At 62.1% G+C, this 24,422-nt stretch carries 25 protein-coding genes; 10 read left to right on the plus strand and 15 right to left on the minus strand.

Features of this window, described 5'->3' with window-relative positions:
• Positions 1–328: 328 nt before the first annotated feature.
• The 7 genes from JO965_RS07210 to JO965_RS07240 all read right to left on the minus strand — a co-directional run bounded on the left by JO965_RS07210 (position 329) and on the right by JO965_RS07240 (position 7,505).
• The gene (locus JO965_RS07210; RefSeq protein ID WP_203443007.1) at positions 329–1,249 is read right to left on the minus strand and encodes a S1C family serine protease; all 921 of its coding nucleotides are present in this window, start codon (positions 1,247–1,249) and stop codon (positions 329–331) included.
• A 132-nt stretch (positions 1,250–1,381) separates the two neighbouring features.
• Positions 1,382–3,145, minus strand: a complete 1,764-nt coding sequence (locus tag JO965_RS07215) for an ABC transporter substrate-binding protein (protein ID WP_203443008.1) — start codon at positions 3,143–3,145, stop codon at positions 1,382–1,384.
• Positions 3,146–3,239: 94 nt separating this feature from the next.
• The gene (locus JO965_RS07220) at positions 3,240–3,521 is read right to left on the minus strand and encodes a DUF2160 domain-containing protein (RefSeq protein ID WP_203443009.1); all 282 of its coding nucleotides are present in this window, start codon (positions 3,519–3,521) and stop codon (positions 3,240–3,242) included.
• Positions 3,522–3,531: 10 nt separating this feature from the next.
• The gene (locus JO965_RS07225; RefSeq protein ID WP_203444094.1) at positions 3,532–4,308 is read right to left on the minus strand and encodes a carbohydrate ABC transporter permease; all 777 of its coding nucleotides are present in this window, start codon (positions 4,306–4,308) and stop codon (positions 3,532–3,534) included.
• Positions 4,309–4,412: 104 nt separating this feature from the next.
• Entirely contained in the window at positions 4,413–5,309 is an 897-nt protein-coding gene (locus JO965_RS07230) for a carbohydrate ABC transporter permease (protein WP_203443010.1), read from the minus strand.
• On the minus strand, positions 5,306–6,406 hold the full coding sequence (locus JO965_RS07235) for an ABC transporter ATP-binding protein (RefSeq protein ID WP_203443011.1): 1,101 nt from the start codon (positions 6,404–6,406) through the stop codon (positions 5,306–5,308). The genes JO965_RS07230 and JO965_RS07235 overlap by 4 nt, the downstream gene beginning before the upstream one ends.
• Before the next feature lie 10 nt (positions 6,407–6,416).
• Positions 6,417–7,505, minus strand: a complete 1,089-nt coding sequence (locus tag JO965_RS07240) for an ABC transporter ATP-binding protein (protein ID WP_203443012.1) — start codon at positions 7,503–7,505, stop codon at positions 6,417–6,419.
• Positions 7,506–7,939: 434 nt separating this feature from the next.
• Between JO965_RS07240 and JO965_RS07245 the strand changes: the two genes are divergently transcribed.
• A complete protein-coding gene (locus JO965_RS07245) occupies positions 7,940–8,728 on the plus strand; it encodes an SDR family oxidoreductase (protein WP_203443013.1) in 789 nt (262 codons plus the stop codon).
• 108 nt (positions 8,729–8,836) lie between these two features.
• Positions 8,837–10,225: an FAD-binding oxidoreductase gene (locus JO965_RS07250; RefSeq protein ID WP_203443014.1), complete on the plus strand. Its 1,389-nt coding sequence runs from the start codon at positions 8,837–8,839 to the stop codon at positions 10,223–10,225.
• Here the strand turns inward: JO965_RS07250 and JO965_RS07255 are convergent.
• Positions 10,222–10,794, minus strand: coding sequence for a peroxidase-related enzyme (locus JO965_RS07255; protein ID WP_203443015.1), 573 nt, complete (start codon positions 10,792–10,794; stop codon positions 10,222–10,224). The genes JO965_RS07250 and JO965_RS07255 overlap by 4 nt on opposite strands.
• A 124-nt stretch (positions 10,795–10,918) precedes the next feature.
• On the opposite strand from JO965_RS07255, the gene JO965_RS07260 reads away from it, so the two are divergent.
• Positions 10,919–11,719, plus strand: a complete 801-nt coding sequence (locus JO965_RS07260) for an enoyl-CoA hydratase (protein ID WP_203443016.1) — start codon at positions 10,919–10,921, stop codon at positions 11,717–11,719.
• 15 nt (positions 11,720–11,734) lie between these two features.
• Here the strand turns inward: JO965_RS07260 and JO965_RS07265 are convergent, their stop codons facing one another.
• From JO965_RS07265 to JO965_RS07275, 3 genes are all read right to left on the minus strand, one after another.
• The gene (locus tag JO965_RS07265) at positions 11,735–13,378 is read right to left on the minus strand and encodes an acyl-CoA synthetase (RefSeq protein WP_203444095.1); all 1,644 of its coding nucleotides are present in this window, start codon (positions 13,376–13,378) and stop codon (positions 11,735–11,737) included.
• 186 nt (positions 13,379–13,564) lie between these two features.
• Complete coding sequence (gene eda / locus JO965_RS07270; RefSeq protein ID WP_203443017.1) at positions 13,565–14,230, minus strand: bifunctional 4-hydroxy-2-oxoglutarate aldolase/2-dehydro-3-deoxy-phosphogluconate aldolase; 666 nt, start codon at positions 14,228–14,230, stop codon at positions 13,565–13,567.
• 37 nt (positions 14,231–14,267) lie between these two features.
• The gene (locus JO965_RS07275; protein WP_246776772.1) at positions 14,268–15,134 is read right to left on the minus strand and encodes a sugar kinase; all 867 of its coding nucleotides are present in this window, start codon (positions 15,132–15,134) and stop codon (positions 14,268–14,270) included.
• A 577-nt stretch (positions 15,135–15,711) separates the two neighbouring features.
• On the opposite strand from JO965_RS07275, the gene JO965_RS07280 reads away from it, so the two are divergent.
• Both JO965_RS07280 and JO965_RS07285 read left to right on the plus strand, forming a co-directional pair.
• Entirely contained in the window at positions 15,712–16,026 is a 315-nt protein-coding gene (locus JO965_RS07280; protein ID WP_203444097.1) for an HU family DNA-binding protein, read from the plus strand.
• A 301-nt stretch (positions 16,027–16,327) separates the two neighbouring features.
• Positions 16,328–17,077: an extensin family protein gene (locus JO965_RS07285; protein WP_203443018.1), complete on the plus strand. Its 750-nt coding sequence runs from the start codon at positions 16,328–16,330 to the stop codon at positions 17,075–17,077.
• 39 nt (positions 17,078–17,116) lie between these two features.
• Here JO965_RS07285 and JO965_RS07290 read toward each other — a convergent pair whose 3' ends face one another.
• On the minus strand, positions 17,117–17,356 hold the full coding sequence (locus JO965_RS07290; RefSeq protein WP_203443019.1) for a hypothetical protein: 240 nt from the start codon (positions 17,354–17,356) through the stop codon (positions 17,117–17,119).
• Between the two features lie 259 nt (positions 17,357–17,615).
• On the opposite strand from JO965_RS07290, the gene JO965_RS07295 reads away from it, so the two are divergent.
• Positions 17,616–18,428, plus strand: coding sequence for a DUF1194 domain-containing protein (locus JO965_RS07295; RefSeq protein WP_203443020.1), 813 nt, complete (start codon positions 17,616–17,618; stop codon positions 18,426–18,428).
• 65 nt (positions 18,429–18,493) lie between these two features.
• On the opposite strand, the gene JO965_RS07300 is transcribed toward JO965_RS07295, so the two are convergent.
• A complete protein-coding gene (locus JO965_RS07300; RefSeq protein WP_203443021.1) occupies positions 18,494–19,720 on the minus strand; it encodes a PHB depolymerase family esterase in 1,227 nt (408 codons plus the stop codon).
• 234 nt (positions 19,721–19,954) lie between these two features.
• Here JO965_RS07300 and JO965_RS07305 point away from each other — a divergent pair, with 234 nt between their 5' ends.
• Genes JO965_RS07305 through JO965_RS07315 form a run of 3 tightly spaced genes read left to right on the plus strand, consistent with a single transcriptional unit; the run spans position 19,955 to position 20,989 of the window.
• Positions 19,955–20,191 (plus strand): hypothetical protein, encoded by a 237-nt coding sequence (locus JO965_RS07305; protein ID WP_203443022.1) that lies wholly within the window; start codon positions 19,955–19,957, stop codon positions 20,189–20,191.
• 2 nt (positions 20,192–20,193) lie between these two features.
• Positions 20,194–20,493, plus strand: coding sequence for a hypothetical protein (locus tag JO965_RS07310; RefSeq protein ID WP_203443023.1), 300 nt, complete (start codon positions 20,194–20,196; stop codon positions 20,491–20,493).
• A gap of 4 nt (positions 20,494–20,497) precedes the next feature.
• Complete coding sequence (locus JO965_RS07315) at positions 20,498–20,989, plus strand: phage holin family protein (RefSeq protein WP_203443024.1); 492 nt, start codon at positions 20,498–20,500, stop codon at positions 20,987–20,989.
• Positions 20,990–21,125: 136 nt separating this feature from the next.
• Here the strand turns inward: JO965_RS07315 and JO965_RS07320 are convergent, their stop codons facing one another.
• Together JO965_RS07320 and JO965_RS07325 are read right to left on the minus strand one after the other, a co-directional pair.
• A complete protein-coding gene (locus JO965_RS07320; RefSeq protein WP_203443025.1) occupies positions 21,126–22,961 on the minus strand; it encodes a DEAD/DEAH box helicase in 1,836 nt (611 codons plus the stop codon).
• A 55-nt stretch (positions 22,962–23,016) separates the two neighbouring features.
• Positions 23,017–23,331, minus strand: a complete 315-nt coding sequence (locus tag JO965_RS07325; RefSeq protein ID WP_203443026.1) for a hypothetical protein — start codon at positions 23,329–23,331, stop codon at positions 23,017–23,019.
• Between the two features lie 158 nt (positions 23,332–23,489).
• On the opposite strand from JO965_RS07325, the gene JO965_RS07330 reads away from it, so the two are divergent.
• Complete coding sequence (locus JO965_RS07330; RefSeq protein ID WP_203443027.1) at positions 23,490–24,365, plus strand: hypothetical protein; 876 nt, start codon at positions 23,490–23,492, stop codon at positions 24,363–24,365.
• The last annotated feature ends 57 nt before the right edge of the window (positions 24,366–24,422 follow it).

Raw genomic sequence — 24,422 nt, forward strand, 5'->3', positions numbered from 1 at the left:
GTCATTCCCTATTGGCGGCATGATGGCGAAGCCCCTTTTGACGACCTCCATCGCTAGCAGAAGATCTGAGGCGGTGACATGGCGGGGGAGAATCCCGCTCGCTCCCGCCCTAAGCATCTCGGGCCCATTCAGCCCGTCGCCCAGGAGGATTATCGGTGTTGTCTCGGACAGGGGCAGGTGATCCGTGATGACCACGTCAGGACTGTCTGAGTGCAGGGTACTGATTCCGGCTTCCTCAGCCAGGATCGTGGCGATGTGATCGAGCAGGCTCGCATCGTCGATGTGAAGAGCGACCTTCCACAAGGCTTCACCCCATCGGCGCCTTTCGCTACTGAGGCTTCGGGCGCTCCCTGATCTCTACCGCAAGAGTCATATGCGCACCCGTCCGCACAATTCCTAGATTGACGGATCGGCCCACGCTCTCGGGGCCTAGAAGCGTATAGACGCGGCGGACCGAGGGCAGGACGTCGGCATTCCATCGGACGAGGATGTCGCCTTGGCGAATCCCGGCCTTCTGTCCTGGACCGTCCTGGTCCACGCTGACGACGATCAGGCCACGCGGTTCCGCAAGCCCCGCCGCATCGGCTGCAGCCTTGTCGATGCGGATCGGCTGGAGCCCGAGGCCCAGATAACCGCGGGCCACGCGACCCTTGTCGAGAAGCTGGGGAGCCACCCGCTCGATGGTCTCCGATGGGATGACGAGAACGCGGCCACGCGGGCCGAGGACCGTCATGCCGACGATCCGGGCGCTGGTATCGAGGGCGACGCCACCTTCCGATTGGAAGTTGAGCCTGAGATCCAGATGGATCCTGCGGTCGATATGGCCGCCGCGCAGGCTCTTCCAGGGGCCGCCTGCCAGGGCAACGATGCCCAGCGCCGCACTCAGGCCCTCCGGCATCCGCCCTACAGCGAGAACGAGGTGGCCGGTCCGGAGCCCGTCGGTCGGACCGAAGACGATCTCCTCCAGCGGTTGCTCTTCCGTGCGAAGAAGAGCGATGTCCGTGCTTGGGTCGCGGCCGACAAGACTGGCTGAGACCTGGCTTCCATCGGGACGAGTGATTGTCACGTCTCCATCGGCCTCCAGTGCTTCCTCCGCCGTCACGATGAGCCCAGGACGCCAATGGAAGCCGCTCGACGTTCCGCGTCTGCGACCGTGAACTGTCACGAGTCGGGGCGCGATGCCATCGAGCAGGTCAGCGACATGGTTCGAGATCGCGTCGAGGGAGAAACCGGTTGATGGATCTGGCATGACAAACCTCTTCGGTCATCGTCCAGACGATCCTGCCGACAATCGGCCTTCTTCGGTACTGACCGAGCGGCTAGGTGGTGCGCGCCGCCTCACATGAAAAAGGCCCCGCCTTGCGGGCGGGGCCTGTATCGGTCAGCTGCGCTTCGGCGGAGAAGCGGGCCAGCTCTTGATGAGCGTGTCGTAATCCACCGTCTCACCCTTCGGCTTCTCGTTGGCCAGCTTGCGCTGGGGCGCGATGGTGCCGGCGGCTTCCGCCTTCTTGTACCATTCCTCGGCGGAGGTCTTCGGGTTCAGCTTCGGGCCGCATTCGCCCTGCACATTGGCGCGCTCGAGACGGCCGAGCACTTCGTCCTGGGCTGCGGCAAGCGAGGTCATCGCTTCCTGCGGGGTTTTGGCGCCTGAAGCCGCGTCGCCGATATTCTGCCACCAGAGCTGCGCGAGTTTGGGATAATCCGGCACGTTGTTGCCGGTCGGCGTCCATTGCACGCGGGCGGGCGAGCGGTAGAACTCGACGAGGCCGCCGAGCTTCGGTGCGCGCTCCGTCATCGATGGGTGCCAGATATCGCTCTCGCGGATGAAGGTGAGGCCCACATGGCTCTTCTTCAGCGAGACCGTCTTCGAGGTGACGAACTGCGCATAGAGCCAGGCCGCTTTACGGCGGTCGACGGGAGTGGACTTCAGCAACGTCCACGATCCCGCATCCTGGTAACCGAGCTTCATGCCGTCCTTCCAGTATGAGCCGTGGGGCGAGGGCGCCATACGCCATTTCGGCGTGCCGTCCGCATTCACCACGGGAAGACCGGGCTTCACCATGTCGGCGGTGAATGCCGTGTACCAGAAGATCTGCTGCGCGATGTTGCCCTGCGCCGGCACCGGTCCCGACTCGGAGAAATTCATGCCCTGCGCTTGAGGCGGGGCATATTTCTTCATCCAGTCGAGATATTTGGTGATGGCGTAGACGGCAGCCGGGCCATTGGTGTCGCCGCCGCGGTCGACGGAGGAGCCGACCGGGCGGCAGCCCTCCATGCGGATGCCCCATTCATCGACGGGCAGGCCGTTCGGGATGCCCTTGTCGCCGTTGCCGGCCATGGAGAGCCAGGCATCGGTGAAGCGCCAGCCGAGCGACGGGTCCTTGCGGCCGTAATCCATGTGGCCATAGACCTTGACGCCATCGACCTCCTTCACGTCGTTGGTAAAGAATTCGGCGATGTCCTCATAGGCCGACCAGTTCACGGGAACGCCGAGATCGTAGCCGTACTTGGCCTTGAATTTCTCCTTGAACTCGGGGCGCTGGAACCAGTCGTAGCGGAACCAGTACACATTCGCGAATTGCTGGTCCGGCAATTGATACATCTTGCCGTCTGGTGCCGTGGTGAACGACTTGCCGATGAAGTCGGCGACGTCGAGGGTCGGCGAGGTCACATCCTTGCCTTCTCCCGCCATCCAGTCGTCGAGCGGGATAGCCTGCTTGTAGCGGAAATGGGTGCCGATGAGATCGGAATCGTTGACCCAGGCATCGTAGATGTTGCGCCCCGACTGCATCTGCGTCTGGATCTTCTCCACCACGTCGCCTTCCTGGATCAGGTCGTGGGTGAGTTTGATGCCGGTAATTTCGGAGAACGCTTTCGCAAGGGTCCGCGCTTCGTATTCATGGGTCGTGATGGTCTCGGAGACCACGTTGATCTCCTGGCCCGCGAAAGGCTTGGCCGCATTCACGAACCATTCCATCTCCTTCAGCTGCTCGTCCTTCGAGAGCGTGGAGGGCTGGAATTCGCTGTCGATCCAGCGGCGGGCTTCTTCCATGCCCGCGAGAGCAGCGCTGGATCCGAGCGCCACGGCGAGGACGCTTGTCGAGATGAACAGTTTCAAGTGCCGATGAGATTGGGTGAGTTTCATTCGTTCCTCCCAAGTAGTGCCCTGGCCGGCTTGTGCGCTGGTCTTGTTCCCTCCGGTCCGGGCTAACCGGAGGATTCACTTGGGCCTTTCCCTTCTAGACGTAGCGAAACACGGCTGCTGCGTAGAGCAGGGAAAGGCCGGAAGCCCACCACAGGTCAGGACCGACGAAGCCCAGCCAGGCGAGGTGGATGAAGGCCGCACCAAGAAGCGAGATGAAGAGGCGGTCGCCGCGCGTCGTCGGGATCCGCAACACGCCAACGCGTTCCGTCTCGGGACGATAGATCGCGAGCAGGGTCATGAGCAGCAGCAGGCTCGCGATGCCGGCAAAGAAGAGGCCGGTCTGCCACGTCCAGGCCATCCAGGCGAGATCAGGCATGATGTTCTCCTTAAACCCGGCCCAGGGCGAAGCCCTTGGCGATGTAGTTGCGGACGAACCAGATCACGAGCGCCCCCGGCACGATGGTGAGCACGCCGGCGGCGGCAAGCAGGCCCCAATCCATGCCGGCGGCCGAGATGGTGCGCGTCATGGTGGCGGCGATGGGCTTGGCATTGACCGAGGTCAGCGTGCGCGCCAGCAACAGCTCGACCCAGGAGAACATAAAGCAGAAGAAAGCAGCGACACCGATGCCGGAGGCGATCAGCGGCATGAAGATCTTCACGAAGAAACGCGGGAAGGAATAGCCGTCGATGGCGGCGGTCTCGTCGATCTCCCGCGGAACGCCCGACATGAAGCCTTCCAGAATCCACACCGCCAGCGGCACGTTGAAGAGGCAATGCGCCAAGGCGACGGCCCAAGGCGTGTCGAAGAGACCGATGGCCGAATAGAGGTTGAAGAAGGGCAGGGCGAAGACCGCGGCCGGCGCCATGCGGTTGGTCAATAGCCAGAAGAACAGATGCTTGTCGCCCAGGAATTTATAGCGGGAAAAGGCATAGGCCGCCGGCAACGCGAAGGAGATCGACAGCACCGTGTTGATGACGACATAAGTCAGTGAGTTGATATAGCCCGAATACCAGCTCTCGTCGGTGAAGATCTTGATGTAATTATCGAAGGTGATCTCCCGCGGCCAGAGCGTGAGGCCGGACGTGATTTCCATGTTGGTCTTCAGGCTCATGTTCACGAGCCAGTAGATCGGCAGCATCAGGAACAGAAGATAGAGGGTCATCACCACCACGCGTCCGTTGACGCGCGGGCTGGACAGGGCGCGGTTCGCAGCCAGGGGCGCTGCGATGGGCTTGGTCTCGGAAGAACCGACGGCGATGGTTCCGGTCATGCTTCGACCCTCTCGCGTTCGGCATCCACATTGGTCATGACGGTGTAGAAGACCCAACAGATGACGAGGATAATCAGATTGTAGACCAGCGACATAGCCGCCGCCTTGCCGAGGTCGAACTGGCCGAGCGCCAGCTTCACCAGATCGATGGACAGGAAGGTGGTGGCATTGCCGGGACCGCCGCCGGTGATCACGAAGGGTTCGGTGTAGATCATGAACGAATCCATGAAGCGCAGCAGCACCGCGATCAGCAGCACGCGCCGCATCTTCGGCAGCTGGATCGTGCGGAACACCGCCCAGCGCGAGGCACCGTCGATGCGGGCGGCCTGATAATAGGCGTCGGGAATGGATTTAAGCCCGGCATAGCAGAGGAGGGCGACGAGGCTTGTCCAATGCCATACATCCATGACGATCAGTGTCACCCAGGCGTCGATGGGATCGTTGGTGTAATTGTAGTCGATGCCGAGATGGTTGACGGTCCAGCCGAGAAGGCCGATGTCGCTGCGGGCGAAGACCTGCCAGATCGTGCCGACTACGTTCCACGGGATGAGAAGCGGCAGCGCCATGAGCACGAGGCAGAGCGCAACCGTCCAACCTTCGCGCGGCATGGCGAGCGCTACGGCAATGCCGAGCGGCACCTCGATCATGAGAATGATCGCCGAGAACAGGAGGCTGCGCCACAGGGCACCGAAGAAGCGTCCGCCAAGCTCGGTCGAAGGATCGAGCAATTCCTGGAACCAGCCGATTCCATTCCAGAAGAACTGGTTGTTGCCGAACGTGTCCTGGACCGAGTAGTTCACCACCGTCATCAGCGGCAGCACGGCCGAGAAGGCCACGATGGCAAAGACCGGCAGAACGAAGAGCCAAGCTCTGTTGTTGACGGTCTTCGTCATGCCCTGTGCCCTCCGATGGGCTCGCCCGAGACGAGATGCCCATTGGCATAGATGTGGATTTGGCGCGGATCGAGGGCGAGCGCGGCCTCGCTCCCCTCGATGGAAATGCCCTCCGGAACGCTGGCGGCAAGGGCGCGCCCGCTCATCTCGACGCGGGCGATGCGGGCACGCCCGATATCGTCGATGCGCCGGATCTGGACCGGCAGTCCCGTTCCCTTCGGCTGGAGCCGCACGAACTCCGGCCGGATGCCGAGCTCGACCCGCTCGCCGTCCGACAGGGCGCGGTAGCTCCGCTGTAGGGGGATCGCTTCATCGCCGATGAAGGCGGTGGCGCCTTCGACTCGGCAGGGCAGAATGTTCATTCCCGGCGAGCCGATGAAATGTCCGACGAAGGTATGGGCCGGGCGCTCGAACAGCTCGTCCGGAGTCCCCGTCTGCACCACGGCGCCGTCATGCATGACCACGACTTTGTCGGCGAAGGTGAGCGCTTCGGTCTGATCATGCGTCACATAGATCATGGTGATGTCGAGCGCGCGGTGGATTTCCTTCAGGGTCGAGCGCAGCTGCCATTTCAGATGCGGGTCGATCACCGTGAGCGGCTCGTCGAACAGGATCGCAGCCACGTCGGGGCGCACGAGGCCTCGCCCGAGGGAGATCTTCTGTTTCATGTCGGCCGTGAGATTGCTGGCCTTGCGGTCGAGCACGCGGGTGAGATCGAGCAGTCGTGCGATCTCCTCCACCCGCTGGGCCGTCCTGTCACGTGGCACGTGTCGGTTCTTGAGCGGGAACGCCAGATTCTCTCGCACGCTCATCGTGTCGTAGACCACGGGGAACTGAAACACCTGTGCGATGTTGCGCGCTTCCGTCGGCAGATCCGTCACATCGAGATCGTTGAAGAGCACGCGGCCGCGTGTGGGGCGCACGAGACCGGAGATGATGTTGAGCAGGGTGGTCTTGCCACAGCCCGAGGGACCCAGCAGCGCGTAGGCGCCGCCCTGGTTCCACACATGGTTGATCTCCTTCAGAGCGTAGTCGTCCGCCGTGCGGGGATCGGGCTTGTAGGCATGGGCGAGATGATCGAGCGTGATGCGGGCCATCTCTCTCTCCTCATGCCGCTTTCTGCGCCGGGTCGGCAGCGGCGAGACGGCCCGCGGCATCGAACAGGAACAGGTGTCGCGGATCGATGTAGGTTGTCACGGCGGATTTCGGCTCGAGCCGCCTCACGCCGGGGACGAGCGCCACGAGGCGGTGCTCGTTGGCGTCGAGATGGACATAGCTCTCCGACCCCGTGATCTCGGAGACGGACACGATGGCCGGAATGGCGATCTCGTCCGGATTGGCCGGCTCAAGCTCAAGATGATGGGCTCGGAATCCGACCGTGTATTCCCCGTCGGGTACGGCTTCGAGCGGGCCTGACGCCCGAATCTCGCCGCCTGTGCTCAAGGTCGCGCTGCTGCCGATCTTGCGGGCTTTCAGGGTGTTGAGCGGCGGATCGGAAAAAACACGAGCCGTGGTCAGGTCGTGAGGATGGCGGTAGACCTGCGGTGTCGATCCGAACTGGGTCACCCGACCTTCGAACAACGTGGCTGTGTTGCCACCGAGAAGCAGGGCCTCGGACGGTTCCGTCGTGGCATAGACGAAGATAGCGCCCGAGGCCGCGAAGACCCGCGGCAACTCCTCACGCAGTTCCTCACGCAGCTTGTAATCGAGATTGGCCAAGGGCTCGTCGAGCAGGACGAGATCCGCCCGTTTCACCAGCGCTCGGGCGATGGCGGTGCGCTGCTGCTGGCCGCCGGAGAGGTTCAGCGGCTTGCGGTCGAGATAGGGCTCTAGCTTCAGAAGCTTGGCCGCCTCGCGGACACGTGTCTCGATCTCATTCTTAGGCAGGCTGGAGACGCGCAGGGGCGAGGCGATGTTCTCGTAAACATCGAGCGAGGGATAGTTGATGAACTGCTGGTAGACCATGGCCACGCTGCGGCGCTGCACAGGCCAGCCCGTCACATCCTTGCCATCGACGAGAACCCGGCCGGTCGTGGGCGCGTCGAGCCCGGCCATGAGCCGCATGAGCGAGGTTTTTCCGGCAAGCGTCGCCCCGAGCAGCACATTGAGGGAGCCGCGCTCCAGGGTCAGATGGACATCGTCGATATGAACCGCTGCTCCGACTTTCTTCGAAACGCCTTCGAGAGCGAGAGTCATCAGCACGTCCCTGGGATTTGAGCAGGTTCGAAGGCAGCAGCTGCAAGATATGTGGAGATTGTCGCGGCGCCATGTTCCGCCGCGTTTCGGGCCCTATCATGCCCGCATGCGCTAACCCTTACTGCGGCGTCGAACGTCGCCGATTCTTGCGAACCCAAGAGCGCCTCTCCCGGCTGCAGACCCTTCAGAGCCTGAGCTTTCTTTTATTGTTATGGTGAAGGTATCTTGCCCCAAAAGCGAAAGCAACTGTCCGGCACCAGCCTCGAACTGGTCTTTGACTGGACTGAATCCACGGACGCTTGGCGTGGCGAGACCGGGCGCTCAATCGGTAATTTTTGAACTGAAACGCCCTTCGAGAGTTCAAGCACCACGTGCCGGTTTCGCTCCTCCCCGATAGTGGCCGGTCCATTTCTCGAACCGGCTGGGGGAATGCCATGCCAGACACTGCAAAGCCGCTTGCCATCGTGACGGGCGCGTCCTCAGGTATTGGCTATGAGCTCGCGAAACTCTGCGCCCAAAACGGCTACGATCTGCTGATCGCCGCCGATCGGGCCGCCATCCAGGATGCGGCCAAGGAGTTCCGAGGCCTTGGCGCCAAGGTCGAGGCTCTGGAGGTCGATCTCTCCACCCATGAGGGCGTCGACAAGCTCTATGCGGCTGCCAAAGGCCAGCCGGTCGATGCGCTTCTGGCCAATGCAGGGCACGGACTCGGTCATGGTTTTCTCGATCAGGATTTCGCTGAGGCACGCCATGTGATCGACACCAACATTACCGGTACGCTCTACCTGATCCAGAAGGTCGGCCGAGACATGCGCGCAAGGAACGAAGGGCGCATCCTCATCACTGGTTCCATCGCCGGATTCATGCCGGGTTCCTTCCAGGCGGTCTACAACGGCACCAAGGCCTTCATCGACTCCTTCTCCTTCGCGCTCAGAAACGAGTTGAAGGATACGAATGTGACGGTCACCTGCCTGATGCCCGGCGCCACCGAGACCGAGTTCTTCAAGCGCGCCGGCATGGAAGACACACAGGTTGGTCAGGACAAGAAGGACGATCCCGCCTTCGTGGCGAAGGTCGGCTTCGATGCCATGATGCGCGGGGATGGTGATGTGGTGAGCGGCTGGAAGAACAAGTTCACCACCATCCTTTCCAATGTGACGCCAGCCGGCATGCTCGCCGAGCAGCACCGCAAAATGGCCGAGCCCGGATCAGGCAAGCGCTAAGCGCAACTGTGCTGCGTCCTTCTCGCCGATATGTTCCTCGCGGTTCCACGTTGACGATTGCGCCCTGATCGGTCAGGAGCGGTGGTCGAAGCCGCGAGGGATTTTTCGATGACCAAGCCCACGGACCTGCTGCAGCGCCTGACGGGGCTTCTTGGCCCTTCGGCCGTCATCACCGAAGGGCCGGATCTCGAGCCCTATGCCGTCGACTGGCGCAAGCTCTTTCCGGGCAAGCCGGCCTGTGTCGTCCGTCCGTCCTCGACCGAGCAGGTCGCCGCGATCGTGCGGATCTGCCGTGAGGCGGGGGCGGCCATCGTCCCGCAGGGCGGCAATACGGGGCTCGCCGGCGGCGCGGTGCCAGATGCTTCAGGCACGCAGGTTATCTTGTCTCTCAACCGCATGGCCGCCATCCGCAATGTCGATCCGGTCGGCTTGACCATCGAGGCGGAGGCCGGGTGCATTCTGAAAGTGGCGCAGGATGCCGCCGCGGCTGCAGGGCGCCTGCTACCGATCAGCCTGGCGGCTGAGGGCTCGGCCACCATCGGGGGCGTAGTCGCGGCCAATGCGGGCGGCGTGAACGTGCTGCGATACGGCATGACCCGCAGCCTCGTGCTTGGCCTCGAGGTGGTGCTGCCGGACGGCACCATCGCCAATGGCCTGCGGAAGCTGCGCAAGGACAATGCGGGCTATGATTGGAAGCAGCTCTTCATCGGCAGCGAGGGCACGCTCGGAATCGTGACGGCGGCGATCTTACGGCTTCTGCCGCGGCCGAAGCATTCCGTGACCGCGCTGCTCTCGGTGGCCGATCCCGCAGCGGCCCTGCGGCTTCTCGCACTCGCCCAGGACGAATTGGGCGATCAGATCTCGGCCTTCGAGCTGATCTCGGCCACCTCCATGCAACTCGTTGCCCGGCATGCCGGCCTGAAGGCTCCCATCGCCGAGGGCGATTGGTTCGTGCTGATCGAGGCGGCGTCCAGTCTCGCGGGCCTGCGCGAAGCGGCCGAGACGATGCTGGGCGCGGCCTTCGAGCAGGAGATCGCGCTCGATGGCGTCATTGCCGAATCAGGCGCACAGGCGGCCCAGCTCTGGGCGCTGCGCGAGCATGTGACGGAATCCGAGGCGCGGGAGGGCAAGAGCGTCAAGCACGATGTCTCCGTTCCGCTCACCGAGGTTCCGCGCTTCCTCATCGAGGCAGGGGAGGCGCTCGCTGCCGGAGCCCCGGGCACGCGCGTGAACGCCTTCGGGCATCTTGGCGACGGCAACATCCATTATAATGTGCTCGTCGACGCCAGCCATGATTCAGGCGTCGTGAACCGCATCGTGCATGATGTGGTGGCGGCTTTCGGCGGCAGCATCTCGGCGGAGCACGGCATCGGCCAGTACCGGGTCGGCGAGCTCGCGCGCTATCGCGCCCCAACCGAGATGGAACTCGCCCGCACGCTCAAGCGGGCGCTGGATCCCGATAACCTGCTCAATCCGGGCAAGGTGCTTTCCGCTTAACCCCGGCCGAGCGTATAGAACTCGTCGTTCGGCCGCATGCTGGTGACATTGGCGAGACGGTTCGACATGGCGAAGAAGGCGGCAATGGCGGCGATGTCCCACACGTCGTCTTCCGTGAAATCGTGTAGGCTCAGAGCCGCGATGTCGGCGTCGCCGACGGCATAGGCTTCCAACGATACCTTCATGGCGAAATCCAGCATCGCTTTCTGCCGAGGTGTGATGTCGGCCTTGCGGTAATTGATGGCGAGCTGATCGGCGATCAGCGGGTTCTTGGCCCGGATCCGCAGGATCGCCCCATGGGCGATGACGCAATATTGGCACTGATTGGCGTTGCTTGTCGCCACTACGATCATCTCGCGCTCGGCCTTCGTCAGATTGCCGGGCTTGTCCATCAGGGCGTCGTGATAGGCGAAGAAGGCGCGGAACTCGTCCGGGCGATGAGCCAGCACCAGAAAGACGTTCGGCACGAAGCCCGATTTTTCCTGGACCGCGAGGATGCGCGTGTGGATATCCTCCGGCAGGTCGGCAATCTCGGGAACGGGAAAGCGGCTGATGGGCGGCTTGCTCACGAAAGGCACCTCGTTGTCTGGACCCTGTAGGATGGTGTCGTTCAAGGGTCTTATTGTCAGATCGAGCTTATTCGGGTTGGATCCTGCGAACAACATTCCTGGAACGATCCGGAGGAGAATGCCCATGAGTGCTCAGCAGGCCATATCCGGCGACGACATTCTGCTGCGCGAGGATCGGGATGGGGTAGTGACGCTCACGCTAAACCGCCCGGCCCAGTTCAATGCCCTGTCCGAGGAAATGCTGACGGCGCTTCAAGGTGCGCTGGACGATCTGAAGGTAGATGAGGCGGTTCGCTGCGTTGTGCTTGCCGCTTCCGGCAGGGCCTTCTGTGCGGGGCACGATCTCAAGCAGATGCGCGCCAATCCGCGTCAGGGCTACTATGAGGCGCTCTTCGCGCAATGCAGCCGGGTCATGCAGGGCATCGTCAATCTACCCGTGCCGGTGATCGCCCGCGTGCACGGCATGGCGACGGCCGCGGGTTGCCAGCTGGTCGCCTCCTGCGATCTCGCCGTTGCCGCGGAGAGCGCAACCTTTGCCGTTTCCGGCATCAATGTGGGGCTTTTCTGTTCCACGCCGGCCGTGGCGCTCTCCCGTAACGTATCGCCCAAGCATGCCTTCGACATGTTGGTGACGGGACGTTTCATTTCAGCCACTGAGGCTCTGTCCTTCGGTCTCATCAACAGAATCGCGCCGGATGCGGAGCTTGACCGCGCCGTTGCCGCGTTGTCATCCGACATCTGCGCCAAGAGCCCTGTCGCGATCCGCACGGGCAAGGCCATGTTCAGCCGTCAGCGCTCCATGGGCCTGGAGGAGGCCTACGCCTATGCGGGCAATGTCATGGCCTGCAACATGATGGCGGAAGATGCTGCCGAGGGCATCGATGCCTTCATCGCGAAGCGCAAACCCGTCTGGAAGGGACGTTGATTAAGCGCCTCGTCTTCAACTCGTTGCCTTGTGAGCCCGTGCCATCTCGCGCAGCTGGAATTTCTGGATCTTGCCAGTGGAGGTTTTCGGGAGCTCCGTGAAGATCACGGTGCGCGGGCACTTGTAGGACGCCAAGTGCTGGCGGCACCATGCAATGATGTCCTCCGCCGAGACTGACTGATCGGGCTTCAGTTCCACAAAGGCGCAGGGCGTCTCGCCCCATTTTTCATCCGGCATCGCCACGACGGCCGCGGCCTGGATGGCGGGATGCTTGTAGAGAGCATCCTCCACCTCGATGGAGGAGATATTCTCGCCGCCGGAAATGATGATGTCCTTGGAGCGGTCCTTCAGCTGCACATAGCCGTCAGGATATTTCACACCGAGATCGCCGGAATGGAACCAGCCACCCTCGAAGGCCTTCGTCGTGCCGGACGGGTTCTTGAGATAGCCCTTCATCACCACGTTGCCGCGGAACATGACCTCGCCGAGGGTTCGGCCATCTGCAGGTACCGGCTGCATGGTTTCCGGATCGAGCACGTCAAGCGCTTCAAGCACCGGATAACGCACGCCCTGACGGGCCTTCTTCGCCGCATAGCCGCCCGAGTCGAGCACATCCCACTCTTCATGCCATTCGTTGACGACCGCCGGACCATAGACCTCCGTCAGGCCGTAGAGATGCGTCACGTCGAAGCCTGCAGCCTTCATTGCGGCGAGCACGGCTTCCGGCGGCGGGGCCGCGGCGGTCATGAATTTGACCGTGTGGGGCAGGGAGCGCTTCTCGGGATCGGGCGCGTTGAGCAGTGTCGACATGACGATCGGTGCGCCGCACAGGTGCGTGACGTTATGGTCGGCGAGCGCGTCATACATGGGCTTCGCCCGCACGGTGCGCAGGCAGACATGGGTGCCCGCGACGATGGAGAGCGACCAGGGGAAGCACCAGCCGTTGCAGTGGAACATGGGAAGCGTCCACAGATAGACCGGGTGCTGTCCCATGCCGGCGGTGAGGATGTTGCCCAAGGCGAGGAGATAGGCGCCGCGATGGTGATAGACCACGCCTTTCGGATCGCCAGTGGTGCCGGACGTATAGTTCAGGGTGATCGCATCCCACTCGTCATGCGGCGGGCTCCAGGCGAAGTTCGGATCGCCTGCGGCGAGGAACTCCTCATATTCCATGGTGCCAAGCCGTTCGCCGGGGCCGGTGAATTCCGGATCGTCGTAATCGATGACGAGGGGTTTGACCGAGGACAGCTCAAGGGCCGCCTTGATGGTGGCCGAAAATTCCCGGTCCGTGATCAGCACCTTGGCTTCGCTGTGCTCAAGCGAAAAGGCGATGATCTTGGCGTCGAGGCGGGTGTTCAGCGTGTTGAGCACCGCGCCGGCCATGGGCACGCCGTAATGGCATTCGAGCATGGCCGGCGTGTTGGGGAGCATGACCGACACCGTGTCGCCGCGTCCGATCCCGCGCTGGGCGAGGGCCGAGGCCAAACGTCGGGAGCGGGCATAGAGGTCACGATAATTGCGCTTCAGGGCCCCATGAATCACAGCCGGGCGGTCCGGATGGACGCTTGCTGCACGTTCCAGGAAGGAAAGCGGCGTCAGCGGCTGATAATTCGCCGGGTTCTTGTCGAGGTTCGTGTCGTAGATCGTCGAGACCACTATCTTTCCTCCCCTTGGTGAGGAGTATCACCAAGGGGGAAGGGCCTGACAATCCTACGAAATGTCAGCGACTATGCCGGCCCTAGAGCATCGGACCCAGAAGTGGGGTCCACTTCTGGGTCCGATGCTCCTTCTCTTGGCTGGCGCATCCTTGGGCGCGGCCCTTCGGGTCCGCACGATGCGCTAGGATCATTCCTTCACGGACATGACTGCGCGTTGCGCCTTCGCTGTGATCTCGCCCCAGGCCTGAGCGCGGATGTCGGAGGTCTGGCACACCCACGATCCGCCGACGGCCACCACATTCGACAGGGCCAGCCAGTCGCGGGCGTTCTTCTCGTCGATGCCGCCTGTCGGGCAGAAGCGTGCCTGCGGGAAGGGGCCCGCGAGAGCCTTCAGTGCCGGAATGCCGCCGGCTGCAACGGCCGGAAAGAACTTGACGGTCTGGAAGCCGTGGGCGAGGGCCGCCATGAGTTCGGACGCTGTAGCGATGCCGGGAATGAACGGCATCTCGCTCCGGCTTGCTGCTTCGAGCAGGTCCGGTGTCGCGCCCGGGCTCAAGGCATAGCGTGCGCCGAGCGACTGCGCGCGCTCCAGATCCTTCGGGGTCAGCACGGTCCCGATGCCGACGATGGCGTCCGGAACTTCCTTGATGATGGCGGCTGCCGAATCCGCCGCCGCCGGCGTGCGCAAAGTGATCTCCAGCAGCCGCAAGCCGCCCGCCACGAGAGCCTGGGCGAGGGGAACCGCATCCTCCACACGCTCGAGCGTGATGACCGGAACGATAGGACCGGCGCGGAGGAGGTCGGCGAGCTTCTTGTTGCGGGAGCCGGCGAGGTCCTTCTGGTCTTGAGGCATGGGAGGAACTCCTCGTGTGGAGATTGGCAAGAAAGGCTTATGGCATTGCGTCGCGCGGGATGATCGCGCCGCGGTAGCGCACGACCTGGCCGGCAAGGCGGTGGCCTGCCGCAGCAGCAGCTTGTGGGCCCTTGCCTGACAGGCGCGCGTTCAGATAGGCCGCCGCGAAGCTGTCGCCGGCCGCCGTGGTGTCGACCACATCGTCGGCAGACTCGCCCGGCACGACGATATCCTCACCTTGCGACAGGACACGGCAGGTCAGATCGGGATATTTGAGCACGATTTCGGCCCTGTCGGAGAAGGCCAGGAGTTTATCCACACCGCTCTTGCCGAAGAGGAGATCGAGGTCTTCAGTCGAGGCGAGAATAATGTCGGCATGCTCAAAGGCCTGACGGAAGGCAGCCCGAGCGATGTCCGGATCGGGCCAGCCGCGCGGGCGGAAGTTCGTGTCGAAAGCCACGCGCCCGCCTTTGGACCGCGCGGCGCGAAGCACGTTGAACAGGCGTTCCCGTCCATTGTCTCCGTACAGAGAAAGGGAGATGCCTGAGAGATAGATGAGGTCGTATGTGCCGATAGCATCAATGATATTCTCGGCTTCAGGCGCCTGGAACAGCAGGCGTGCGGCAGCAGACTCGCGCCAGTAGGAGAATCGGCGTTCGCCTTTCGGATCGGTCTGGATGATGTAGAGTCCCGGAAGACGCCCCGGCAGGCGCAGCACGCGTTGTGTCCCAACGCCTTCTGCGTTCCAGGCCGCGATCAGCTCCTCGCTCCAGCTGTCGTCGCCGAGCGCGGTGATGTAGTCGGTCTGGGTTCCCAGGCGAGCCAGATAGACGGCGGTGTTGAACGTGTCGCCGCCATAGCCGCGGGATAGCCGGCCGTCGGCCTCCTCCCGAAGCTCGATCATGCACTCTCCGATGCAGGCGACCTTTGTCATGTTTTCACCGTGGCGTTTCCCGAATGTGGCGAGCTTAAGCTCGTTAATCGATCCAATACCCGCAAAGCTGCCATTTTGCGACAGGGGAAGTGACATCAAATTTTCCACTGATGTCCAGCCCCTAAGTACCCGAAAAGGTCAGGCAATCACGGGATAACTCGCCTCCGATCTTCAAGAAGCCGTTCTGCCAGTGATGTTTCTTTGCATTCAAGCCGCTCCGGCCTCGTTCAGGGTTTGGCTGCAGAGCACCATTAGGGCCCTAGAGGCAGCAATCAGGCCCGAATTGACGAGAAATCGACAAGTAATTCTTACTATTATGCGGAAACCGAGCTTTGCCATCTTTAATTCTTGGCTGAACGCGTTATGGAGATTCTGCTGTCTTACGCATTCACCATCTACAAAGGAGTTTCTGATGGCCAAGACTGCAACCAAAGTTTCCAAGAAGGCTCCGGCCAAGAAGGCCGCGGCGCCGAAGGCTGCAGCAAAGGCATCGAAGGCTGCCAAGGCACCTGCAAAGGCTGCGAAGGCACCGGCGAAGAAGGCGTCTGTGAAGAAGGTCGCGAAGGCTTCCTCCTCGGCGTCGTCTCCGATCCTGACGCTGCGCCACATCGCAGAGAAGATCTCCGAGCTGCACGAGCTTCCCAAGCGCCAAGCTAACGAGCTGATGACCCAGGTGGTCGAGATGATCACCAAGAGCCTGAAGAAGGGTGACAAGATTCGCCTGTCCGGCCTCGGCATCCTGCAGGTGCGCAAGCGCGCCGCTCGCATGGGCCGCAATCCTCAGACCGGCGAGCCGGTGAAGATCAAGGCCTCGAAGAAGATCGCCTTCCGCGCGGCCAAGGACCTCAAGGAAGCCATCTAATCTTCCGGCGCATGGAAAACCGCCTCGCGTGTTTTCCGATCAATCGAGCAGTTGGTTCGATGCAAAGAGCAAGGCAGGCTACCTGCCTTGCTCTTTTTGTTTATGGACGCGTATCCTCTTGCCGGGATCGGGCATCTCCGTTTCAGGGGCGGTCCGGCTGTCTCTCTCAGCTGGGTCCGATGCTCCAGCTCTTGAAGAGCGCATTGTTGGGAGCGGAGCCGGAGGTCCGCGTCACCGACCCTAAGGGCCACGTCAGCGAAAACCGGATCCACTTTTCCTTGCGACGCGCTAGAACAGAGTTGTGCAGACTGATCAGCCCCAACCGCAGCGCCGCTCGCGAATCGCCCGGGTCATTCTCGGTCGGTTGGCTCTTTCGATCCTCCTGGGGCTCGGGATCGTCGGCGGATTGATCTGGGGCGAGGTCATTGCAATTCCAAACCGCCTCAATCCATTCACGCCCTTGCGCATCGCCGACGATGTCAGCTGGCTGACGCGTCTCAAGCTCTCCCGTCTCGAGCGGGATGGCGCGCAATGCCGTGCGGTTCTGAGGGAAGCGTCCGTCTCGCACAGATCCGTGCCGGATCGTGCCATGGAGCAGGGATGCGGTCTCTCCGATGCCGTTGAAGTGTCGAGATCCTCGGTGGGCTTGAACCAAGAGTTCACGGCGACCTGCCCGCTCGCGGTGGCCTGGGCGCTGTTCGAGGCACATACCTTACGTCCGGCCGCGCGGCAGCATTTCGGGCAGAACGTGGCGCGGGTCACGCATTTCGGCACTTATGCCTGCCGTAATGTCAATCATCGTGCGGGCGGCCGGCGCAGCGAGCATGCGACCGCCAATGCCATCGACATCGCCGGCTTCGTTCTGGCGGATGGGCAGCAGATTACAGTGAAGGCCGACTGGGCGGGGAGCAACGCGCACCGGGTGGCGTTCCTGCGCGCCCTGAGAGGTGGAGCGTGCAACTTCTTCGATGTCGTGCTCAGCCCCGACTATAATGAGGCTCACCACGATCATTTCCATTTCGACATGGGATCCTACCGGGCCTGCCGGTGAGGACCCGGATCGAAGACGATTCCCGACAGAGAACGAGGATCAGTTGAACGCGTAGCTCGGGGCCTCGCCCATCTGGGCGGCCTTGGCTGCCAGCAGCAGTGCTTCGCCGAGCTCCCGGGCATGCTCGGGCGTCATGGCGACAGGCATCTGGCGGCGAATGCCGCGCTCGTATTCCTCAGGCGTGGTCGCGAGTTCGATCACCATCATCGCATCGCGGCCATCGAGGGTGCCGACGGAGAAGCTGGTGAGAGCGCCGATCAGGTCCATATCCGGTTTCATTGTTTGCCCCTTGCGTAGCGTAAGAGATTTTTACCCGAAACGCCCACCCCCTGTCTGCTCTGCGTATAGAGAGTGGATTTTGTTACGTTTCCTCAGGGCCGGTATTTCTCAACTTGGCCGCTTTCACGGCACCTTGGCGCCAATCGCCGCAGTAGAGCCAGAAGCCGCTCGGCCGAAGCATCAAAAGCCGGATTGGAGCGTTGACAGACAATAAACTTGGCAGCGGTCGACGGATCGAGGGCTGGGAGCGGAGGTGATCATGGCGAATAGGTTCCTGAGTACTCTCGCGTTTTTTCTGCTGGCCGGTGATGTTCTTGCGGGCAGCCCCAGCGTTCCGGAAACCCAGCTCGATGTTGCTCTCGTCATTGCAGTCGATGTCTCGTCATCCATGGAGAGCGAGGAACAGGGCATTCAGCGTGAAGGCTTCATCGACGCATTCCGTTCGTCTCTCGTCCATGAGGCTGTCGAGAATGGGCCGCATGGCCGCATTGCCGTCACTTATGTCGAATGGTCAGGTGTGAAGGACCAAAGGGTCATCGTGCCCTGGACGGTCATCGATAGCCCTGAGAAGGCGAGGTCATTTTCCAACCAGCTTGCCTATCAGCCCATTCGTCAGGCGGGAATGACTTCGATCTCCGGCATCATCGACCACAGCCGCAAGCTCTTCGAGCAATTGGGCGGCGCTCCGGTTCGCCGTGTCATCGACATATCGGGAGACGGCCCCAACAACGATGGCCGCCACGTCGTCTATGCGCGCGATGAGGCCGTTGCGGACGGCATCATCATCAACGGCCTGCCGATCATGTTCAAGCGAGCCTCGGGCAGCACGGAGCTAGAGGATCTTGATCTCTACTTCAAGGAATGCGTCATCGGCGGTGTCGGTTCCTTCGTGCTGCCTCTGCACGATCCCGAACAATTCGCCATGGTTGTTCGAACGAAGATCATGCGCGAGATCGCAGGAATCGATGACAAGCGATCCCTGATCGTCCCGACCCAGCTAGGAAGCATGAACTGCATCACGGGCGAACGGCGCAGGCAGGAGGATCTGCTGAGCCAGGAGAAGAAACCCTAACGAGCCAAGCGCCAAGTGACGCTTGGCTCCTAGAGGCGCCGACGCTGCTCCCGACTCCGAGGCGCTCACTTCATCAGGCCTGCCGCCCTGAGGGCCTTCGTGATCACCGAGCCGATGTCCAGATGCGAGGAGGCCGATTGCCGGCTCTGCTGCTGCGGCTTGCGTGCGGCAGCCTCCGCTTTCGGCGCTTCCGCCTCAGCCGGAAAAACGTGAAGAACTGTTTCCGCTCCTTGCAGAGTGCGTTCTTGCAGAGTGCGTTTAGGTTCCGGACGATCCCAGGTCTTGCTTCCGGCTGACTTCGTCAGCCCCCAGAATTTCGCAATCTGATAGCTCGATGATATGCCGACATCGAGAAGAAAGGGGCCTGCTGCGCCGTAGCTGTTTTCATCGTTGCCGATGGCCAGCGGTGTGCCATGCGCCATGCCGGTGATGACGTATTCCTCGATGACCTCCTCGCCTGCCGCATCGGTCCAGGCGCGCCTGGGATAGCCGTTCACGATATCGCTGTGGCTCGGATCGGCTTGAAGACCATGGATGTTCGTCCATTGCTTGATGATTTCACCTGCATTCATCGGTTTGACCGTCGCATCGGCGCTGCCGTGCCAGACGGAGATCTTCGGCCAAGGGCCCTCGTGGGTGGAGGCGCTTCGCACGAGGTCGCCCCACTCGTCTGCCGTGCGCGTCTGGCCCTGGAACATACACTCGAAGGCCTCCGGAACGCTGGTGGCGCAGCGATAGGGAAGGCCCGCGATGATGGCCCCGCCGGCGAACACTTCCGGATAGGCTGCGAGCATGGTTGCGGTCATCGCTCCGCCGGCCGAGAGTCCGGTGACGAAGATACGGCTGCGATCGACACCATGTTGCTGAACGGCGTGGTCGACCATCTGTCGGATCGAGTGAGCCTCGCCGCGGTTGCGTTCGATGTCGCCGAGTTGAAACCAGTTGAAGCACCGCTTCGGATTGTTGGCCTCCTGCTGTTCCGCATAGAGAAGAACGAATCCATAGCGATCCGCGAGCGCCGACCAGCCTGAGCCGCGATCGTATCCGGAAGCCGTCTGCGTGCATCCATGCAGGACGACCACGAGAGCCGGCGAGAGCGGAAGGTCTTCCGGAACGTAAGTCAGCATTCGCAGGTTGCCGGGATTGGAGCCAAAACCGGTGACCTCCGTCAGCCGGCTTGGCATCGATGAACTCTCGAACGCGGTGGCGGCCGCACTCGACGCCTTCATCATGGTTTCCCATTGGCGTCGGTAATGAGCCAATTGGCGAATCATCTGCCCTAAGCGCTGCATGATGGCGGGGCCCTTTCGGTAAGGAGTTATCTCAAAGCTTAACGCCTCATATGGGGACTATGTTGCGGCGCACAATATGTTTGCTGCAATGCAATATTGCAAGCGATGCATTCAGGACAACTCACTCTCTCAGCTTGGCCGTTTCTTGACTGAGATCAATGCTGCGACGAACGGTCCCGGCTAATCGCCCTGTGTCCGCCTGTCGGATGAAATGCCTTTGCAAGGACCAAGATCATGCCGGATTTCGCAAGACTTGTTGAGGACCTCAAGCGCACCCGCGATGAGATCAAGCTCAAGATCCATCTCGGCTCAAAGGACATGCAGGACGAATGGTTCGAGATCGAGCAGCGCTGGAGCAGCTTCGAGAGCAGGGCGGAACTCGACAAGAGTGCCAAGGACGTGAGCGACGCAGTGAAAATTCTGGCATCCGAGCTCAGGGACGCTTTCACCAGGATCCGAAAGGCGCTTTGATCATGGCGAAAGCATCGGACCTCCATAACGAGCTCGACATGTTGCATGCGGATCTTCGCAAGACCTCGGAGTCTCGGCGAGATGCAACCAGGACGGAGCAGGCCCCGCCGAAGGATAACGCTCCGGCTGCGAAGGCGCTCGGCGGAAAAGTCGAATGTGAAGAGCAGTTGCGCGAATTGGGAAAGATGCTGTCCGAACATATGGAAAGCGTCGAGGATTTCCTGAAGGAACATCAATTGGCATCGACCCTGGCGGCCTTCGTGCTGGGCGTCGCGGTTGGGCGATCGATGGTGAGAGCGTGAGGCCATGATGGACAACGTCGCCCGCAATCTGCGCATCCTATGGCGTGCGGAATCAATCATTGCGGATATTCGCGTCCGGCAGATGATGACCCGCTCCTCCCTGCGGGGCGTTGCCGCTCTGCTGGGTGTCTTCGCTTTCCTGATGGGCAATCTCTCCCTGTTCTTCGCGCTGGAGCAGGCCTGGGGTCCGATCTGGGCGGCCGCTTTGATCGGACTTGCCAATCTTCTGCTGGCGGTCGTGTTGCTGGTGATTGCTCAGCGATCGAAGCCAGGGCGGGAGATGGAACTGGCTTTGGAGGTGCGAAACACCGCGCTGCAGGCTCTCGAGACGGATGCACAAGCCATCCAGCAGCAGCTTGCGGAGTTTCGTGATGAGGTTCGCGGTGTCCGGGAAGCGGTGGTCGGTTTCGTGCGCCACCCGCTCGACTCCGTTCTTCCGAGTCTGCTCGTGCCGCTCGCCGGCGCAGTGCTCAAGGGAATGAAGAAGCCGGAGTAGCGTCGCTCCTTACGCCTTTGGAGCCTTCTTTCGGGGAACTGGATCCACTTTTGACTGTTGGGGCCCCTCAGGTCCGCACAATGCGCTAAGCAATGAAATAAATCAGGCCGGGACATGTCCCGGCCTGATGTATCGATTAGGAGCGCTTGTCCGATGACCGCTTCTTGTCCTTCGGGCGCTTGTGATCATTCGGACTCTTGCTGTCCTTCGATCTCTTGTGCGGGGGAGGCCCGCCCCGTTCCTTTGGACCTTTCCCTTTCGGCTTATCCCAGGGCTTGCTGTCACGAGGCTTCATGTCACGGGGCTTGCCGGGACCGGCATCGGCGGGCTCGATCCGGATGTCCTCGTCGTTGGTCTTGCGCACGGCGGAGGCAAATTTCGGCGCGTGAGACTTGGCGATCTCGAACTTCGTCTCGCGGTCGAAGATCTTGATCGAACCGATCTCCTTCTTCGTCACGTGGCCCAGACGGCAGATGATCGGCAGGAGCCAGCGGGGGTCGGCATTGTTGCGCCGTCCGACGCTCATACGGAACCACACCATGTCCTCGGACGAGCGCTCGAACCCGCCCTCAGAAGAATCCCGGCCTCTGTCCTTGAAGCCGCGCAGGCGCTCATCCTGCCGCTCGCGCTTGTCCTTGCGCTGGCGCGGTTCGCGATCTGGGCCCGTATCCACGATCTCCTCGGGGGCGGGCAGCCGCGAACGGTTGAAGCGCACCAGCGCATTGGCGATCTCTTCAGCCGAACGCTCTGCGAGGAGCGCCCGCGCCATGGAGAGATCTTCCTCCGTCGTCTCCTCGGTGAAGATCGGATCCTGCATCAGCCGTTCCCGGTCGCGCAGGCGAATCTCGTCCGCGGAGGGCGGGCCGGCCCAGGTCACGTCCACGCCTGCCATATCCACCAGCCTCTCGGCTTTGCGGCGGCGCGTATAGGGCACGAGCATCACGCAAGTGCCCTTGCGCCCGGCGCGGCCCGTGCGGCCGCTGCGGTGCAGAAGCGTCTCGTGGTCGTTCGGCAGATCGAAATGGATGACAAGGCCGAGATCGGGCAGGTCGATGCCGCGGGCGGCGACGTCGGTGGCCACACAGACCCGGGCGCGCCCGTCGCGTAGCGACTGCAGGGCGTTGCTGCGTTCGTTCTGGGTCAGCTCACCGGAGAGGGCGACCGCCGCGAAACCGCGTTCGATCAGGCTGGCATGCAGATGCCGTACCGCCTCACGAGTATGGCAGAACACCATGGCGCCACGGCTCTCGTAGAAACGCAGTACGTTGACAACCGCATGCTCGACTTCATTGGGTGCGATCCTGAGCGCGCGGTATTCGATGTCGCCGTGGGGCTCGTTCTCGACCAAGGTGTCGATGCGATGCGCCTCGCGCTGATAGCGCCGTGCCAGGGTAATGATGTTCTTCGGCAAGGTTGCCGAGAATAGGAGCGTGCGGCGCTCTTCCGGCGTGGCGTCGAGGATGAACTCCAGATCCTCGCGGAAGCCGAGATCGAGCATCTCGTCGGCCTCGTCGAGCACCACGACGCGCATCTTCGAAGTGTCGAGACGCCCGCGTTCCAGGTGGTCGCGCAGGCGGCCCGGCGTGCCGACGACGATATGGCAGCCATCGGCGAGTGCTCGCTGCTCGCGGCGGACATCCATGCCGCCGACGCAGGAGGCGACGCGTGCGCCGGCCGGGCCATAGAGCCAGATGAGCTCCCGGTTGACCTGGAGGGCGAGTTCGCGGGTCGGGGCGATGATCAGGGCGAGCGGTTCGCGCGGCGCATCGAAGCGCTCGGCATCGCCCAGGAGAGTGGACGCCATGGCGAGGCCATAGGCGACGGTCTTGCCCGAGCCAGTTTGGGCGGAAACGAGCAGATCGTGATCAAGCGCGTCCGGCTGCAGAACGGCCGCCTGGACGGGGGTCGGATCGTTGTAGCCTCGATCGGAAAGGGCGCGTTCGAGGCTGGGATTGGTCTTGGGAAAGGGCATGAGGGTGTGGCTGAACCGTGTCTGGGGAGCCGGCGAGGGCTCCGAATAAGGATGATCAGCCGGAGGCAGCGGCGTCGTCTATTTCGTCGATGGACACCAGGAACACGACATCGATATCGAGGTCGTCGTCATAGTCTTCGTCGTCTTCGACCTCGTCCTCTTCGTCCAGGGCCTCATAGAAGGCATCGATCTCGTCTTCCGATGCGGGCCGTGTCGTCAAGGCAGCTGAGCCGTCCCAGAGGGAGCGGCCCTCGCTCTTAAACGACTTCAGGTCATCTTTAAAGCTCTCGCTGAGAAAGAGTTCGCGGGCTTGCCCCTCATCTGCGTTCGTCACGGCAACCGCTCTGCCGGCTATTTCCAGAGTGACCATGGCTCTTCCTTCACCGATAGGTTGATCAAAGCACTAACGCTTAAGGCTCAGATTCGATCAAACCGACCCTGCGTAAGACTTTTGGGTGCCAGGAAGGGTGTGAAAAGCCCTTAAGACCAGTATAGACACGAAGCGACCAATATGAGACCAGTTAAGCTGTGAACGCAACTGGCCCCATTCCCTGTTTCCGGTCCCTGGACCGGCTGTCCCTGCCAGGCTCCCGTGTCAATGAGGACGGGATCGGCCTGCGCGGGCCCTTTGCCTGGGTGATCGATGGCGCCACGGGCCTGTCGGAGGAGCAGTTGACGTCCGGGGGGAGCGACGCCGCCTGGCTTTCCGGTCTGATCGACAACCGGTTGACGGCCTTGGCTGGCGTGAGAAGGGCGGACGCTGTCCTGAGCCGCCTGGAGGCCGATATCGAGTCAGCCTTCCGAACGGAAACGGAGCATATTGGCGAGATCGGCGATCACCATCCCCCCTCAGCCTGTCTCGGCCTGATCGGCGTGGAGCCAGGGGAGGGCGAGAGCATCAGGATTCAGGGGCGCTTCCTGGGCGATGTGATCGCCCTTGTGCCGACTGAAAATGGAATCGTCCGGTGGACGGATGAGCGGGCGAAGCCATTCGAGAAGAAGACACTGGCCGCCCTGGGAGCTCAGGAGCATGAGCCGGGCTTCATCCCCGCAGCCGTGCGACGCCAGATTCTCGAGAACCGGACCAGGCTCAATAGGCCGGATGGCTACTGGGTCGTGAGCCCGCTCCGCCCGTGGGCCGGGCACGAGTTGCGGTTCGAGGCACAGGTCGGGCCAGGTGAGGTTATCGTGCTCGCGACCGATGGCTTCATGCGGCTCGTCGATGTTTTCGAAGCTTATTCGGATCGCTCCCTTCATGCCCAGCTTGCTGCGGGCCGGGGACGCGATCTGATGCAGGAATTGCGGGAAAGGGAGCGGAGCGACCTTATGGCAGGCGCCTATCCTCGTGTTAAAACCCACGACGACGCAACTTTTCTCGTAATCGCAGCCGAGCCAAAGGGCTGAAGAAATTCCGCAGAGCCTGTTGGAAAGGCAGGCTTCGCGGTGGGAGGACAAGGACTT

The sequence above is a fragment of the Microvirga sp. VF16 genome (assembly GCF_016864375.1).
In the GTDB taxonomy this organism is placed as follows: domain Bacteria; phylum Pseudomonadota; class Alphaproteobacteria; order Rhizobiales; family Beijerinckiaceae; genus Microvirga.

What these genes read in the sequence shown, in the direction of transcription:
- JO965_RS07210 (WP_203443007.1), bottom strand. Translation starts at nt 1,249, where the DNA reads ATGCCAGATCCATCAACCGGTTTCTCCCTCGACGCGATCTCGAACCAT.
- JO965_RS07215 (WP_203443008.1), bottom strand. Translation starts at nt 3,145, where the DNA reads ATGAAACTCACCCAATCTCATCGGCACTTGAAACTGTTCATCTCGACA.
- JO965_RS07220 (WP_203443009.1), bottom strand. Translation starts at nt 3,521, where the DNA reads ATGCCTGATCTCGCCTGGATGGCCTGGACGTGGCAGACCGGCCTCTTC.
- JO965_RS07225 (WP_203444094.1), bottom strand. Translation starts at nt 4,308, where the DNA reads ATGACCCTCTATCTTCTGTTCCTGATGCTGCCGATCTACTGGCTCGTG.
- JO965_RS07230 (WP_203443010.1), bottom strand. Translation starts at nt 5,309, where the DNA reads ATGACGAAGACCGTCAACAACAGAGCTTGGCTCTTCGTTCTGCCGGTC.
- JO965_RS07235 (WP_203443011.1), bottom strand. Translation starts at nt 6,406, where the DNA reads ATGGCCCGCATCACGCTCGATCATCTCGCCCATGCCTACAAGCCCGAT.
- JO965_RS07240 (WP_203443012.1), bottom strand. Translation starts at nt 7,505, where the DNA reads ATGACTCTCGCTCTCGAAGGCGTTTCGAAGAAAGTCGGAGCAGCGGTT.
- JO965_RS07245 (WP_203443013.1), top strand. Translation starts at nt 7,940, where the DNA reads ATGCCAGACACTGCAAAGCCGCTTGCCATCGTGACGGGCGCGTCCTCA.
- JO965_RS07250 (WP_203443014.1), top strand. Translation starts at nt 8,837, where the DNA reads ATGACCAAGCCCACGGACCTGCTGCAGCGCCTGACGGGGCTTCTTGGC.
- JO965_RS07260 (WP_203443016.1), top strand. Translation starts at nt 10,919, where the DNA reads ATGAGTGCTCAGCAGGCCATATCCGGCGACGACATTCTGCTGCGCGAG.
- eda (WP_203443017.1), bottom strand. Translation starts at nt 14,230, where the DNA reads ATGCCTCAAGACCAGAAGGACCTCGCCGGCTCCCGCAACAAGAAGCTC.
- JO965_RS07275 (WP_246776772.1), bottom strand. Translation starts at nt 15,134, where the DNA reads ATGATCGAGCTTCGGGAGGAGGCCGACGGCCGGCTATCCCGCGGCTAT.
- JO965_RS07290 (WP_203443019.1), bottom strand. Translation starts at nt 17,356, where the DNA reads ATGAAACCGGATATGGACCTGATCGGCGCTCTCACCAGCTTCTCCGTC.
- JO965_RS07295 (WP_203443020.1), top strand. Translation starts at nt 17,616, where the DNA reads ATGGCGAATAGGTTCCTGAGTACTCTCGCGTTTTTTCTGCTGGCCGGT.
- JO965_RS07300 (WP_203443021.1), bottom strand. Translation starts at nt 19,720, where the DNA reads ATGCAGCGCTTAGGGCAGATGATTCGCCAATTGGCTCATTACCGACGC.
- JO965_RS07305 (WP_203443022.1), top strand. Translation starts at nt 19,955, where the DNA reads ATGCCGGATTTCGCAAGACTTGTTGAGGACCTCAAGCGCACCCGCGAT.
- JO965_RS07310 (WP_203443023.1), top strand. Translation starts at nt 20,194, where the DNA reads ATGGCGAAAGCATCGGACCTCCATAACGAGCTCGACATGTTGCATGCG.
- JO965_RS07315 (WP_203443024.1), top strand. Translation starts at nt 20,498, where the DNA reads ATGATGGACAACGTCGCCCGCAATCTGCGCATCCTATGGCGTGCGGAA.
- JO965_RS07320 (WP_203443025.1), bottom strand. Translation starts at nt 22,961, where the DNA reads ATGCCCTTTCCCAAGACCAATCCCAGCCTCGAACGCGCCCTTTCCGAT.
- JO965_RS07325 (WP_203443026.1), bottom strand. Translation starts at nt 23,331, where the DNA reads ATGGTCACTCTGGAAATAGCCGGCAGAGCGGTTGCCGTGACGAACGCA.